This window comes from Mycobacterium sp., from assembly GCF_047975165.1.
GTDB lineage: Bacteria > Actinomycetota > Actinomycetes > Mycobacteriales > Mycobacteriaceae > Mycobacterium.
The window spans coordinates 52,330-65,880 of sequence record NZ_JBKECZ010000087.1; the positions used below are offsets into that span (position 1 = coordinate 52,330).

The following is a 13,551-nucleotide window of genomic DNA, read 5'->3' on the forward strand; positions in this document are numbered from 1 at the left end:
GGCGGCCCGCGGGTCTCAGCCCTGTTTCCGGATCGTTAGTCAACCGCGACATTGGCCTACGGCCCTGACACGGGGATCGCGTTGTCCCCTCGTGTTTCACTCGCCCGGAACAGATTGAACCGCCGCGTGCGGCAGATGACGATTTGGGATGAGGTCGGGATGAGTCAAGCGATGAAGTTCGTTGAAAAGCTCGCTACCGCAGTGGCAACCGTGCCACGCAGGCTGGCCGCCGCGGCCGCCGGCGCGGCGATGCTGACCGGTCTCGTCAGCATCGCCGGTGGCACGGCGACCGCGGGGGCGTTTTCCCGGCCGGGCCTGCCCGTGGAATACCTGCAGATACCGTCGGCCGCGATGGGCCGCGACATCAAAGTGCAGTTCCAGGGCGGCGGTCCGCACGCGCTGTACCTGCTGGACGGCCTGCGGGCCCAGGATGACTACAGCGGCTGGGACATCAACACGCCGGCTTTCGAGGAGTTCTACCAGTCGGGGCTGTCGGTCGCGATGCCGGTGGGCGGGCAATCCAGCTTCTACAGCGACTGGTACCAGCCTTCGCGCGGCAACGGCCAGGACTACACCTACAAGTGGGAGACCTTCCTGACCCGTGAGATGCCGGCCTACCTGCAGGCGAACAAGGGTGTTGCACCGACCGGCAATGCTGTTGTGGGGCTGTCGATGTCCGGGGGTTCGGCGATGGTGCTGGCCGCCTACTACCCGCAGATGTTCCCGTATGCTGCGTCGCTGTCGGGCTTCCTCAACCCGTCCGAGGGCTGGTGGCCCACCATGATCGGTCTGGCGATGAACGACGCGGGCGGTTACAACGCCAACAGCATGTGGGGCCCGTCCACCGACCCGGCCTGGAAGCGCAACGACCCGATGCTGCAGATCCCGCGGCTGGTCGCCAACAACACCCGGATCTGGGTCTACTGCGGCAACGGCAATCCCAGCGACCTCGGTGGCGACAACATCCCGGCGAAGTTCCTGGAGGGACTCACCCTGCGCACCAACCAGCAGTTCCAGCAGACCTACACCGCCAGCGGTGGCCGCAACGGGGTGTTCCAGTTCCCCAACAACGGCACGCACTCGTGGAACTACTGGAACCAGCAATTGGTCGCCATGAAGCCCGACATGCTGCAATTGCTCAGCGCGGTCAACACCCCGCCGCCCGTCGCGCCCCCGGCCCCAGCCCCCGCGGCCGGGGAGGCTCCGGCGGCAGATGCCGCGCCGGCCACCTGATCATCGTCGAACTCCGAATCCGTCGGCGGGGCTGCTAATTGAGCAGACCCCGCCGATCGGCGTGCAGGTAGGTGTACCCGGTGGTCAGCGCGCACGCGACGGCGGCGGCGGCAAGCATCTGACTTCCGTTGACCACCCGGCTGATCGCACCGCCGACCGCGGCGCCCGACATGAAACTGGCCAGCGACAGGAAATAGCCGAGCCAGTCTTCGATCTTGCCGCCGGCCAGGTGCCGTTCGATGCCCTGGCCCATTTTGACGATGGTTCCGGTCACGTAGCTCAACGGCACCGACACTTCGCCGTCCTTGACGAAGGAGGTGTTCAGCGCCCCGACGCCGAAAACGATAAACATGATCGGCACGAAGTCCAGCGGCGATCCCTCCCAGCCGCCCAGGACGATGTCGATGCCGGCAGCAGACAGCAGAGCGAAGGTCGTCAGCACCGTCGGGCCATGCGGATGGGCCACCCAGAATCTTCGCCGGCATATCGAGGAGACGATCACACCGGTGACAAAGCACAGTAGAAGTGCCGCCGCGCTGACGGAGAGCCCCACGTCGTCACGGAACACCCCCAGGACGGCACGTTGAGCATTGCCGGTCATGAACGTCACGAAATATCCGGCAGAGTGGGTGAACGCGGTGGCCCCCAGTATCCCGGCGAGCCCGGACAGCAGCCAGGACAACCGCGCCTCGCTGTCGTAGATCTCCCTTTGCACCCCAGCATGCTCTCAGAGCCGTATCACGGTGCCGTAACACAGGAGGTCAGGCAGGCGGCCCCTCTGCCAGAGTCACTCTCTCGGTCTGTGGAACCCCCAACTTGGAGATCCAATGGATCGTGACCACATCGTTGGGGTGGTAGCCGATGAGCGCATCGGACATCGCGGTGGCCGAGTCGATCCGCGTGTCGTCCAGGGCGGTGATCACGTCCCCGGGGGTGATCCCCGCCAATGATGCCGGAGCGTGGCCCACGACGCGCTGAACACGCGCGCCGCTGCCGTTGTTGTCGACGACCCCGAGCCCGAGGAAGGCGGTGGGGCCGACGTGAACGGTGGGTCCACCGGTGCCGGACCGGATGTCGTCGGCGATCCCCATCGCCGTGCCGATCGGGATGGCGAACCCTTGGCCGCCTCCGGACATTTGGAAGTTCTCGGTCGCGGCTGTGTTCATCCCGACCACCTGCCCGCCACCATTGACCACGGGACCGCCGGAGTCTCCGGGCTGAATCGGCGCATCGAACTGGATCAATCCGGTCAGCGTCTCCTCGGCGCCGGTCAGCGAATCGGACGCCTGGACGGTCTGGTCGACGGCGAGCACCTTGCCGGCCAGGGCACGGGGCGTGCCGCCCTGGCCACCGGTGTTGCCCATCGCTACCACCGGATCGCCGACGGCGACGACGTCGCCGATCACGGCGGAGGGCAGCCCGTCGGCGCCTTGGAGGTGCAGGACGGCGATGTCGTGGGAGCGGTCGTAGCCGAGGACGTCGACGCCGTAGGTGCGGCCGTCGCCGAGGCTGACCGCGCTGATGTCGGTGGCTCCGGCGATGACGTGGTTGTTGGTCAGCACGACTCCGTCGGAGTCGATGACGATGCCGGTCCCGGCGCCGACGGCGTTGTTGTAGCCGAGTCGGGTGTTGATGTTGACCACCTGCGGGCCCACCTGGGCGACCATCGTGAGGGGGTCGAGCGGCAGCGTCGGGAAATCGATGGCCGGTGCGGCGTGAGCTGGTGCCGGCGGGATCGCCAGGCTGGAACCGGCCAGGGCCAGCACGGCCACCAGCCAGCCCGCTGTACGGCGGCGCGAATTGCTCATCCCTGTGAATCCTCCTGCGTCGGCTGAATAACCGAATGGTCCCCGTCCGGGGTCATAGACGGCGACGTTGTCTCCCGCCGTGTCTGCTACCACCGTAAACCCAAAGCCCGACAATTTTGCGGTGGCCAGCAGATACAACGAACGAACCCCGCCTGGAGTTTCCTGGAACTTCGTGTGAAATGGGCCCGAGCCCGTCCTGCCCGGATCGGTGCCCCATGCTGGCCCCGGCGGAGGACCAATACCGGCCCAGCACCGCCCCCCGGGGCCAGCCGCAATACCGGCCCCGACACCGGCCCTTGTGCTGGGCGCCCGTTCGGGGAAAAGTTGCTACCGCATCCTGTGGACTGGATCACGTGGTGTGCCGGAGTGGGCGGGGGAGCCCGGATTTGCCTGACCCCCCAGGGGGCGGGGGGGAGAACCGGAGGATCGTCGTGGGCGACAGAGCAGGTAGTTCCCCGGCGGCGGCCCCGTCCGCGACCTCGCCCGCGGGCATTCGCAACGTCGTCCTGGTCGGGCCGTCGGGCGGGGGCAAGACCACACTGGTCGAAGCGCTACTGGTGGCCGCCAAGGTGCTGTCTCGGCCGGGGTCGGTGGCCGACGGCAGCACCGTCTGCGACTTCGACGACGCCGAGATCCGGCAGCAACGCTCGGTGGGCCTGGCGGTCGCGTCGCTGGCGCACAACGGCATCAAGGTCAACCTCATCGACACCCCCGGATACGCCGACTTCGTCGGCGAGTTGCGCGCCGGCCTGCGCGCCGCGGACTGCGCACTGTTCGTTGTCGCCGCCAACGAAGGTGTGGACGAACCGACCAAGTTGCTCTGGCAGGAATGCAGCCAGGTGGGTATGCCGCGTGCGGTGGTGATCACCAAGCTCGACCACGCACGCGCCAACTACCCGGAGGCGTTGGCTGCCGCGCAGGGCACCTTCGGCGACAAAGTCGTTCCGCTCTACCTGCCGACCATGCACGCCGGAGGTGCCGGCTTGATCGGACTGCTCTCGCAGGTCCACTACACCTATGGTGACCGGAAGCGGACCGAATCCGCGCCCGCGGAGACCGAAGCCGAGCGCATGCAGGAGGCGCGCGGCGCACTGATCGAGGGCATCATCGAGGAGTCCGAGGACGAATCGCTGATGGAGTGCTACCTCGGCGGGGAAGCGATCGACGAGTCGGTGCTCATCGAGGATCTAGAGAAGGCCGTGGCACGCGGGTCCTTCTTCCCGGTGATCCCGGTGTGCAGCAGCAGTGGCGTCGGAATGCTGGAACTGCTGGAGGTGGCCACCCGGGGTTTTCCGTCCCCGATGGAACATCCCCTCCCGGAGGTCTTCACCCCGCAGGGCGCCGCCCACGAGGAGCTGACCTGCGATGCCGACGCGCCACTGCTGGCCGAGGTGGTGAAGACGACGTCGGATCCCTACGTGGGCCGGGTCAGTCTGGTCCGGGTGTTCTCCGGCACCATCAGGCCCGATGCGACCGTCCACGTGTCGGGTCACTTCTCAGCTTTCTTCGGCGACGGCGACGGCGACGCCGACGGCGACGGCCACGGCCACAGCCACGGCCACGGCCACAGCCACCCCGACCACGACGAGGACGAGCGAATCGGTGCGCCGTCGTTCCCTCTCGGCAAGCAGCAGCGACCGGCGTCGACGGTGGTGGCCGGTGACATCTGCGCGATCGGCAAGCTGAGTCGCGCGGAAACCGGCGACACCCTGTCCGACAAGTCCGAACCATTGGTGCTCAGACCTTGGACCATGCCGGACCCGCTGCTCCCGGTCGCCATCGCGGCGCACGCCAAAACCGACGAGGACAAACTGTCGGTCGGGCTGGGCCGGATGGCCGCCGAGGATCCGACGTTGCGGATCGAACAGAATCCCGAGACCCACCAGGTGGTGCTCTGGTGCATGGGCGAAGCGCACGCCGGGGTGGTGCTCGACGCGTTGGCCAATCGGTACGGGGTCACCGTGGACACCGTCGAACTGCGGGTCCCACTGCGAGAGACCCTGGCGGGCAGGGCAAAAGGTCACGGCCGCCATGTGAAGCAGTCCGGCGGACACGGTCAGTACGCGGTGTGCGACATCGAAGTCGAACCGCTGCCGGAGGGATCGGGATTCGAGTTCCTCGACAAGGTGGTTGGCGGTGCGGTACCGCGGCAGTTCATTCCGAGCGTCGAAAAGGGTGTGCGCGCACAGATGGAAAAAGGCGTGCACGCCGGCTACCCCGTCGTCGACGTGCGGGTCACGCTGCTCGACGGCAAGGCGCACAGCGTCGACTCCTCGGACTTCGCGTTCCAGATGGCCGGCTCGCTCGCGCTGCGCGAGGCCGCGGCAGCCACGAAAGTCGTGCTGCTCGAACCCATCGACGAGATCTCGGTGGTGATCCCCGACGACTACGTCGGCGCCGTGATGGGCGACCTGTCCGGGCGGCGTGGCCGGGTGCTGGGCACCGACACCGCCGGCAACGACCGCACCGTGGTCAACGCCGAAGTGCCTCAGGTCGAATTGACGCGCTATGCCGTCGACCTGCGTTCGCTGGCCCACGGTGCCGCGTCGTTCACCCGCTCCTTCACGCGCTACGAGCCGATGCCGGAATCCGCGGCGGCCAAGGTCAAAGCGAGCCAATAGTTGCCATGTCGACCGTCGACGGGCTTCCGGCCCACATCCTGCTCAATCACCTGGTGGTGGTGCTCGGCCCGCTGGCCGCGATCCTGGGGGTCGTGTGCGCGGTGTGGCCGGCAGCGCGGCGGCGGCTGATCTGGCTGGCCCTGACGCTGGCGACGATAACCCTGATCGTGACGCCCCTGACCATCAATTCGGGTGTCTGGCTGGCCGGCAGGTTGGGTAACTCGCAGGAGATCGAGCACCATCGGGGCCTCGGTGAAATCCTGATCTACGTGATCGGGGCTCTGGTGGTCGCGCTGACCGCGCTTGCAGTCGTAGGCCTGCGGGTGAGCCGAGGCCGCACCGTCAAACCCGCTGCGCACATCGCGGTCAGCGTGTTGGTGATCCTCGCGTCCGCGGCCACCCTGGTGCAGACCTACCGCGTCGGGGATTCCGGCGCCCGCGCAGCCTGGGGGGGCCTGGCGACGGCGTCGGCGCAGCGTTGAGTCGCCCGGCGATGCCACGCGAATCCGGGTGACACCACCCACTCGACAGCCTGACCCGTGGCCTCCGCGACGACGATCGAAGTCGTGGTCGTGAGGCCGTACGCAGACGGTTGACCAGCGCGGACATGCCAACTGTCCCGATCCCGAACGGCGGCTGACGGCTTAGCCTCGATCCACCGAATGACCCGGAGGAACGGTGCTGAGGTGGCTGTTGCTGGTCGCAGTGGTTGTGGGCAGGGGGTATCGGCTGGTCTGTCCAGCTTTTCCTGTGTGCTCCGGTAGGGCCTTTCGGCGGGTGATCAGGTGGTGATGATTTCTGGTGGAGTTGACCGAATGTCCAGCGCTTGTCGCCGCAGGTGACCTTTCCCGACGCCTTCCCACCCAAGCGGTAGGGGTGCCAATCCTGATTCAGGAAGGGGACCGATGAGAACACTCCCCGCCGCCCAGGGTTTTCGGTCACCGGAATCCGTCGTCGAACTTCAGATCGACCTCGCTGTCTCCGATGACCGTCCTGAGCCGGTCGCCAGTCGCATCTACGAGGTCAACCTCGCTTTCGGCCTCGATGGCGAACCTAGTGCGGTCAGCGCGTACTCCGTCTATGGCCGTCGACCACACCACCTGGCCAGGGTGTAAGACGATCGCCGCGGTGGGCCGATTGCCCCCTGGATGGCGGTTTTCACTGCATAGCGCAACCACCACCCGTCCTTCTCGGGCATCGGATAGCCGCCAGAACCACCCCTCCATCTCGGTGCCGTGCGAGGGCAGCAGATCACCGAAGGGCACATCTGCTCCCGCGCGCCGATATGGCGATACAAGCTGATCACGGGTTTGGACTACTGAGGAAACGACATCCACGTCGGAACTGATACCAGCACGCGCATCGATTGAACCCTATCGCACGCCAGTGTCGGGAACTGACAAAAGCCTATCGAGGATTGTCAAGACTCAGACCCGCATTGTCGGCGATCCTGTGTCTACCGGGCACATCATCCGAAACGCCTGCTCCGAGCGAATCTTTCGCGACTCGATTCACACAACCAACCCTCCCGCCCCGCGGAGAAAGCTGAGCAAAGCATGTTCTCGATCGCCATCGTCCTCTTCATCATCTTGTTCCCCATTCTCGTCCCTGCGACTGTCAGCGCGGTTGGCGCCGTCTCCGACGCACGCCGGCGCCGACGCGAGCGGGCCATCACGACGCCGGCCTACACGCCGGATGTTCTGGTGAGCAGTTGGTCTCACTATGTGAGACCAGCATCGACAAGCAGACGTGACAGCCCGAGCTGGGCGCACTGCGCGGCGATCGGACCCAGTGCGACACGAGCGTCGTCTCCCCGGCCAACGGCCGTGAAGGCTTCGATGCGGAGCACGTGCGCATTCAGCGCCGCCAACGGTCGACGCTCGCCATCGATCGCAGCGATCAGATCGGTCGCCCGTCGGCACGCTTGCTCGCGGTCATCAGCAGCTGCGCTCCCCGAAAGTAGTCGCACGGCGGAGTCCTCGTTGAGTTCGGCCGTCATTGTGGCGATCCCACTGTCGCGGGGAATTGTGCGGGGCGAGAGTAATTCGGCGGCAACCACGGGCGGGATACCGATGCCCAGCCGGATGCGCTCGTTGTTGATCCGGGCGGCAAGTCGAGGCAGCCGGAGGTGAACTGCCGCCTTGGAACCGGCGGAAAGACGGTCAGCCGCAAGACCGAGATTTCCCTCCCCCGCCTTGATCCGTGCACCGATCACATACCCGGCGGCCAGGTAGTCCACCCCGCCACCGTCGGACCCGAGGAAAAAGCTGTCGTCCAAGAGACGCGCGGCTTCAACCAAATCACCGGTCTCGTAGAGCAATTCGCCAAGAAACGATCCCGCCAGCCGGGCCGCGTGGGAGTGCGATCCGATTCCGTTGGCAATCTCGAGTGCCGCGCGGCAGTTCTCCAGCGCCGCCGGAATATCGAGCCGATGCCTTGCCGCCATACTCCGGTAGCAGTGCCCGTAGACGGCGGAGAACGGTCCCATGATTTCCTGATAGGGCGCGGCCCAGTCAAGCAACTGGTCGGCGGCACCGAAGTCGAAACGACAGATGGCCGCGAACGCCGCGACGGTCCCCGCGGACGCGGGAACCCGTGGATGCAAGGAGTTCGGCCTCGACATCGCCTCGGCGACCAGTTCGTCTATCCGCTCGACCCGATCGGCCAGGGCGTCGGCGACCGCCCGCAGCACGTCAGCCTCGGTTCGCAGATCCGCACGCATCGCGTCGGGAAGGTCGGCGCGGCCCAAGGCCGCTGCGAAGCGGTCGAGCGCGCTGTCCGCGCGCACAGAACGCTGCAAAAGGATGTTTGCCCAGGCTATTACGAGTTGGATCCTGGGCCGCGGAACCACCAACTGCTGGGGCAGCTTCTTCACAATCCCGAGTAGCGTTGTCATCTTCGATTGCTCTAGCAGGTTGGTCTCATCTTGCTCGACAAGCTCTACGGCACGAGTGGGATCGCCGGCGGCCAGCGCGTGGTCAACGGCCTCGTTGAGGTAGCCGTTCTCGACAAACCAGGTCGATGCTGCACGGTGAAGCTCTACAACGCGTTCTGGTCGATCACGTTCGTGGCGACGGCGCAAGAAATCGGCGAACATCTGGTGGAAGCGAAACCACTGCAGATCGTCATCGATCCGCTGCAGGAACAAGCCGCGCTGTTCGACGTCTTCCAGCCAGGCCTGCCCGTTCGTCACGCCGGCCAGCGCGGAGGCGAGGCCGGCGCAGGTCCGCTCGGTGACGGATGTCGCCAACAGGAACTCACGCAGATCGCCGTCTAGAATATCCAATACGTTCTCGCCCAAGAATTCTCGGATCACGTCGCTGGAACCGCAAAGTTGACGCAGCAGGCTGCCGGCATCACCGCCGCCGCGAAGCGACAACGTGGCCAGCTGCAGGGCTGCGGCCCAGCCGTCGGTCGATGCGGTCAAGGCCTCCACGTCGCCGCGCGACAACTGTAGACCCCCTACATCGTTGAGCAATGACGCCGCCTCGTCAGTATTGAAACGCAATGCACCGGAGTCGATCTCGATAACTTCATCGCGAATCCGCAACTTGCCCAACGGCAATCCGGCACGGGACCAGCTGGTGACGATGACCTGCAGATGGTCACATCCGTTGTCCAACAGGAAGCCAAGGGCGGCTGTGGTTTGACTGTCCGTTACGCGCTGCCAGTCGTCGATCACCACCGTGAGCGCTTCGTCCTTTTCGTGGATTTCGTCGACGAGAGCGGTCAAAACATAGCGACATGCGTCATCTCCGTATTCTTCGAGCAGCTGCCCGAAGGACTCGGCTACAGCGGGACGAACCCGCCGAATCGACTCGAGTAGGTGCGCCAGAAACCACACCGCGTTGTTGTCGTCGTCGTCGACCGTCAACCAGGAGACAGCGATATCGTCGCTCGCGAGTTCGTCACGCCATTGCGCCGCCAGCGTGCTCTTGCCGAAACCTGAAGGCGCGTGCATCAGAACCAACCGCCGGCGTCCGCCTCCCCGCAGGACATCGAGGAGTCGGCCACGGGCAACCAGCGACCTGGTAGGGACGGAGGGCCGGTACTTCGTCGCGGGTGTCGGGGGCGTTTCGAAAGTCGAGGCCGCGTCGCGATTACGCTGAAACGGGTGGGTTCCGGACGACTTTTGACGCTCCACACCGAGTTCGACGGGACGTGGCATATCGTCCACGGTGAGGCCGTTGCGTTGTTGAACTTCGCGCAACTCGTCACCGAATTCCGCGGCGCTCGCGGGCCTTTCCGCCGGATCCCGAGCCATGGCCCGTGCGATGATCGCTGCCACGTCAGCCGGCAGTCCCGCTACGTCCAGGTCCGGGAGGTCCTGCGAGGTCACCCGTAGAAACTGGGCCACTACCTGCTCGCCACTGCGCCGCTCGTACACGGCATGACCGGTCAGCAGACAGAACAAGGTCGCGCCCAGTGAATACACGTCCGATGCCGGTGTGGACGATCTCCCTTCGAGCACTTCGGGCGCGGTGTAGGCCGGCGACCCGGCGATCACCCCCGTCGCCGTCTCGAAACCGCCGGCGATTCTGGCAATCCCGAAGTCGGTCAATTGCGGTTCCCCGTAATCGGTCACTAGAACGTTCCCGGGTTTCACGTCGCGATGCAGTGTGCCGGCGCGGTGCGCGGCATCCAGGGCACCAGCGAGCTTGACCCCTATGGTGAGCGTCTCGCGCCAACCAAGAGGCCCGTGCCGTCGGACCAGAACCTGCAACGAGTTCTTGACGTAGTAGGGCATCACGATGAAAGGACGGCCGCTCGCCAACACGCCTACCTGCAACACGTTCATGATGTGCGGGTGTCCGGAAAGGCGACCCATCGCGCGCTGTTCACGCACGAAGCGGTCGAGATTGTCCGGGTCAAGGTCGGTGGTCAACACCTTCACGGCAACGGCTCGGTCCAGCGACGGCTGGGCGCAGCGGTACACCACGCCGAACCCACCACGCCCGATCTCCTCGACGTCTTCAAAGCCCGCCCGCCATAGTTCCGCGGGAATATCCGTGACTTGGTCCCGGCGTGTCTCAAGGGGATCGACGTCGGTCATCGACGGCCACTATCTCTTGCCGTGAGGCTTTCCACCACCACTGTCATCGACTCAGGTCCCTGGTCATTGATGGGAGGACGAGGCAGAGGGCAAGGCAGACGTCGGCAGGTCAGCGCGGTACTGCCGGGGAGTCTTGCCGAACCAGCGTCGACACGACCGATTGAGTGCGCTCTGCTCGGAGTAGCCCAGTAGAACCGCAATCTGGCTTAAATACAGCCCCGGTTCGGCGAGGTACCTCGCCGCTTGATCGCGTCGTTCCCGCTCGATGAGATCCTGGCATCGCACACCCTCGGCGGCCAGGCGCCGTTGCAGCGTCCGCGGATGCATGGCGAGCTGGTCGGCGAGGACCTCAGCGGTGCATTGGCCGGTGGGCAGCAGACGACGGGCCAGCTCGGACACCCTTGCGGACAGCGTGGCGGTGCTCGGTGGGTAGTGGGACTCCAGGTACTTCGTTGCGATGCGTCTGGTTTCCGGATCTGCGTTGTCGATCGGCCGCTCGGCCAAACGGCGGGGTACCTCAAATCCACACCACGTCTGCCCGAACCGAACGGTACAACCCAGGGCAGCGTCGTATGAGGCGTCCGGCCCCACTTGCTCGTGCTTGAATGCGACGACGCGGGCTCGTGCGTCTGGGCCGCCAAGAAAGCGGATCATGCGGACGGCGTTGGCCATGCTGAGCTCGTAGCCCTGAAGCGGATACGGAAACGCCGAGTCGGTGACCTCGTAACTAAACCTGACGTTTGACCCCGCGGTGGTTGGTGAGACATTCAGCGACAGGGCCGGCGAATGTACATACAAGTAGCGCCCGATCGCCTCAAACCCGCTGAGCAGCGTCTGCGCATTTCGCGCGATCACGGCTATGGGGCCAAGGATGGCCAGACCCTGCCAGCGGGAAAGGCGAAGTCCGAATTCCGGGCAGTTGAGTTCCTCTGCGCTGGCCTCCAGCATCTGCACGAACCCGTCCAAAGACATGAACGCGTCCTGCTGCTGCTCGACACCCGGCCGGATACCGAAGCGCTGGAGAAAGGGCCGCGGGTCAGCACCGAGTTCCCGGATCAGATCTGAGTATCCCCACAGGTTGGTGGCGCGGATCAAACTGCCCATGCTCATCACCTCCCTGTGTCGGGTAATGATAAAAGACTGTCGGGAACTGTCAAGGCTTTCGACGGCGTGCACGACTATCCTAGGCCAACGCGGACGCGCCACCGTGCGGCCACGGCACGCGAGGATTGCGTCGGGAAAAGATAACAGTCTGTCGCACTCGGTCAATACTTTGCCGGTCGCAGCACACGATTCTTGATACAGCGCCTGCACAGAGCAGTAGCCCAGAAGTGCGAGGAATTACATGACCGCAGTACATTTCGATGTCCTGATCATTGGTGCCGGCCTATCCGGTATCGGTACCGCCTGCCACATACTCGCCGAACTCCCCCACAAGACCATCGCCGTGCTAGAGCGACGCGAGCAGTTGGGTGGCACGTGGGACCTGTTCCGCTACCCGGGCATCCGTTCGGACTCAGACATGCTCACCTTCGGGTACAAGTTCCGCCCGTGGCGGGAGTCGAAGGTACTCGCCGACGGGCCATCCATCCGGCAGTACATCGCCGACACCGCTGCGGAGTACGGCGTCGGCGAGAAGATCCGATACGGCTTGAAAGTCGTCGCCGCGGACTGGTCTAGCCCGCAGAGCCGCTGGACCGTCACCACCGTGCACGAGGCAACCAACGAAACCCGCGTCTACACTTGCGATTACCTCATCAGCTGTACCGGATATTACGACTACGACGCCGGCTACCTGCCGACTTTCGCCGGCATGGACCGCTTCGCGGGGCGCTGCGTTCACCCGCAACAGTGGCCCGAAGACCTGGACTACGCCGGCAAGAAGGTCGTGGTAATCGGCAGTGGAGCAACGGCGGTCACCCTCGTTCCGGCGATGGCCGGCCCCTTCCCATCCCGTGCCGAGCACGTGACCATGCTGCAGCGCTCGCCGTCGTACATCTTCTCACTGCCCGCAGTCGACAAGATTTCTGAAGTACTGGCGCGCTTCCTGCCTGACAACTGGGTATATCGCTTCGGCCGCAAACGCAACATCACGTTCCAACGTCGGCTCTACCAGGCCTGCCGGCGCTGGCCCCGCCTGATGCGCCGACTTCTGCTCTGGGAAGTGCGCCGTCGCATGGGCCCGTCGGTCGACATGAGCAACTTCACCCCGGAGTACCTGCCCTGGGATCAGCGGCTGTGTGCCGTACCGAACGGCGATCTATTCAAAGTGCTGGCATCCGGTGCGGCATCGGTGGTTACCGATCAGATCGACACCTTCACCGAGCAGGGCATCCTGTGCACGTCCGGACGGGAGCTCGAGGCGGACATCATCGTCACTGCGACCGGCCTCAACATCCAGATGCTTGGCGGCGTACAGCTTTCCGTAGACGGTCGAACCCACCACCTGCAGGATGGGATGACCTACAAGGGCGTGCTGGTGCAAAACATTCCCAATCTCGCCTGGATCATCGGCTATGTCAACGCATCGTGGACCCTGAAGTCCGATATCGTCGGCGCCTACCTGTGTCGCTTGTTCAAATTCATGGACGACAACGGCCACGCGGTGGCGACACCCCGCGATCTGGAGAACTGTGCGCTGGGCATCGACATGTTCGACCAGCTGCGATCCGGCTATGTCGAGCGCGGTAAGCACCTCTTACCGCGTCAAGGATCCAAGCACCCGTGGCAAGTGCTCATGCATTACGAGAAGGACGTCAAGGTCCTTCTCAAAGAGCCCATCGACGACGGTGTGTTGCACTTTGCCGCCGTTGCCCGAGACAACGCGGCGGCCTGA

The 13,551-nt window shown here is 65.0% G+C and carries 9 protein-coding genes; 5 read left to right on the forward strand and 4 right to left on the reverse strand.

Annotated elements, in window-relative coordinates; all coding sequences use genetic code 11:
* The first annotated feature begins 171 nt into the window (after positions 1 to 171).
* Complete coding sequence (gene ag85C, locus ACK5M9_RS08785; protein ID WP_416892847.1) at positions 172 to 1,233, forward strand: diacylglycerol acyltransferase/mycolyltransferase Ag85C; 1,062 nt, start codon at positions 172 to 174, stop codon at positions 1,231 to 1,233.
* A 34-nt stretch (positions 1,234 to 1,267) separates the two neighbouring features.
* Here the strand turns inward: ag85C and ACK5M9_RS08790 are convergent, their stop codons facing one another.
* Together ACK5M9_RS08790 and ACK5M9_RS08795 are read right to left on the reverse strand one after the other, a co-directional pair.
* Positions 1,268 to 1,948, reverse strand: a complete 681-nt coding sequence (locus ACK5M9_RS08790; RefSeq protein ID WP_416892785.1) for a YoaK family protein — start codon at positions 1,946 to 1,948, stop codon at positions 1,268 to 1,270.
* A 46-nt stretch (positions 1,949 to 1,994) separates the two neighbouring features.
* Positions 1,995 to 3,041 (reverse strand): S1C family serine protease, encoded by a 1,047-nt coding sequence (locus ACK5M9_RS08795; protein WP_416892786.1) that lies wholly within the window; start codon positions 3,039 to 3,041, stop codon positions 1,995 to 1,997.
* A 431-nt stretch (positions 3,042 to 3,472) separates the two neighbouring features.
* Here ACK5M9_RS08795 and ACK5M9_RS08800 point away from each other — a divergent pair, with 431 nt between their 5' ends.
* From ACK5M9_RS08800 to ACK5M9_RS08810, 3 genes are all read left to right on the forward strand, one after another.
* A complete protein-coding gene (locus ACK5M9_RS08800; protein ID WP_416892787.1) occupies positions 3,473 to 5,662 on the forward strand; it encodes an elongation factor G-like protein EF-G2 in 2,190 nt (729 codons plus the stop codon).
* 5 nt (positions 5,663 to 5,667) lie between these two features.
* On the forward strand, positions 5,668 to 6,144 hold the full coding sequence (locus ACK5M9_RS08805; protein ID WP_416892788.1) for a DUF2231 domain-containing protein: 477 nt from the start codon (positions 5,668 to 5,670) through the stop codon (positions 6,142 to 6,144).
* A gap of 423 nt (positions 6,145 to 6,567) precedes the next feature.
* Positions 6,568 to 6,777 (forward strand): hypothetical protein, encoded by a 210-nt coding sequence (locus tag ACK5M9_RS08810; protein ID WP_416892789.1) that lies wholly within the window; start codon positions 6,568 to 6,570, stop codon positions 6,775 to 6,777.
* Between the two features lie 605 nt (positions 6,778 to 7,382).
* Here the strand turns inward: ACK5M9_RS08810 and ACK5M9_RS08815 are convergent.
* Together ACK5M9_RS08815 and ACK5M9_RS08820 are read right to left on the reverse strand one after the other, a co-directional pair.
* The gene (locus tag ACK5M9_RS08815) at positions 7,383 to 10,715 is read right to left on the reverse strand and encodes a protein kinase domain-containing protein (RefSeq protein WP_416892790.1); all 3,333 of its coding nucleotides are present in this window, start codon (positions 10,713 to 10,715) and stop codon (positions 7,383 to 7,385) included.
* Positions 10,716 to 10,778: 63 nt separating this feature from the next.
* A complete protein-coding gene (locus ACK5M9_RS08820; protein ID WP_416892848.1) occupies positions 10,779 to 11,825 on the reverse strand; it encodes an AraC family transcriptional regulator in 1,047 nt (348 codons plus the stop codon).
* Positions 11,826 to 12,060: 235 nt separating this feature from the next.
* On the opposite strand from ACK5M9_RS08820, the gene ACK5M9_RS08825 reads away from it, so the two are divergent.
* Positions 12,061 to 13,551, forward strand: coding sequence for a flavin-containing monooxygenase (locus ACK5M9_RS08825; protein WP_416892791.1), 1,491 nt, complete (start codon positions 12,061 to 12,063; stop codon positions 13,549 to 13,551).

Bases quoted from the DNA above. Each gene is read 5' to 3' on its own strand.
- ACK5M9_RS08795 (WP_416892786.1), bottom strand. From the start codon at position 3,041: ATGAGCAATTCGCGCCGCCGTACAGCGGGCTGGCTGGTGGCCGTGCTG.
- ACK5M9_RS08810 (WP_416892789.1), top strand. From the start codon at position 6,568: ATGAGAACACTCCCCGCCGCCCAGGGTTTTCGGTCACCGGAATCCGTC.
- ag85C (WP_416892847.1), top strand. From the start codon at position 172: ATGAAGTTCGTTGAAAAGCTCGCTACCGCAGTGGCAACCGTGCCACGC.
- ACK5M9_RS08825 (WP_416892791.1), top strand. From the start codon at position 12,061: ATGACCGCAGTACATTTCGATGTCCTGATCATTGGTGCCGGCCTATCC.
- ACK5M9_RS08815 (WP_416892790.1), bottom strand. From the start codon at position 10,715: ATGACCGACGTCGATCCCCTTGAGACACGCCGGGACCAAGTCACGGAT.
- ACK5M9_RS08820 (WP_416892848.1), bottom strand. From the start codon at position 11,825: ATGAGCATGGGCAGTTTGATCCGCGCCACCAACCTGTGGGGATACTCA.
- ACK5M9_RS08805 (WP_416892788.1), top strand. From the start codon at position 5,668: ATGTCGACCGTCGACGGGCTTCCGGCCCACATCCTGCTCAATCACCTG.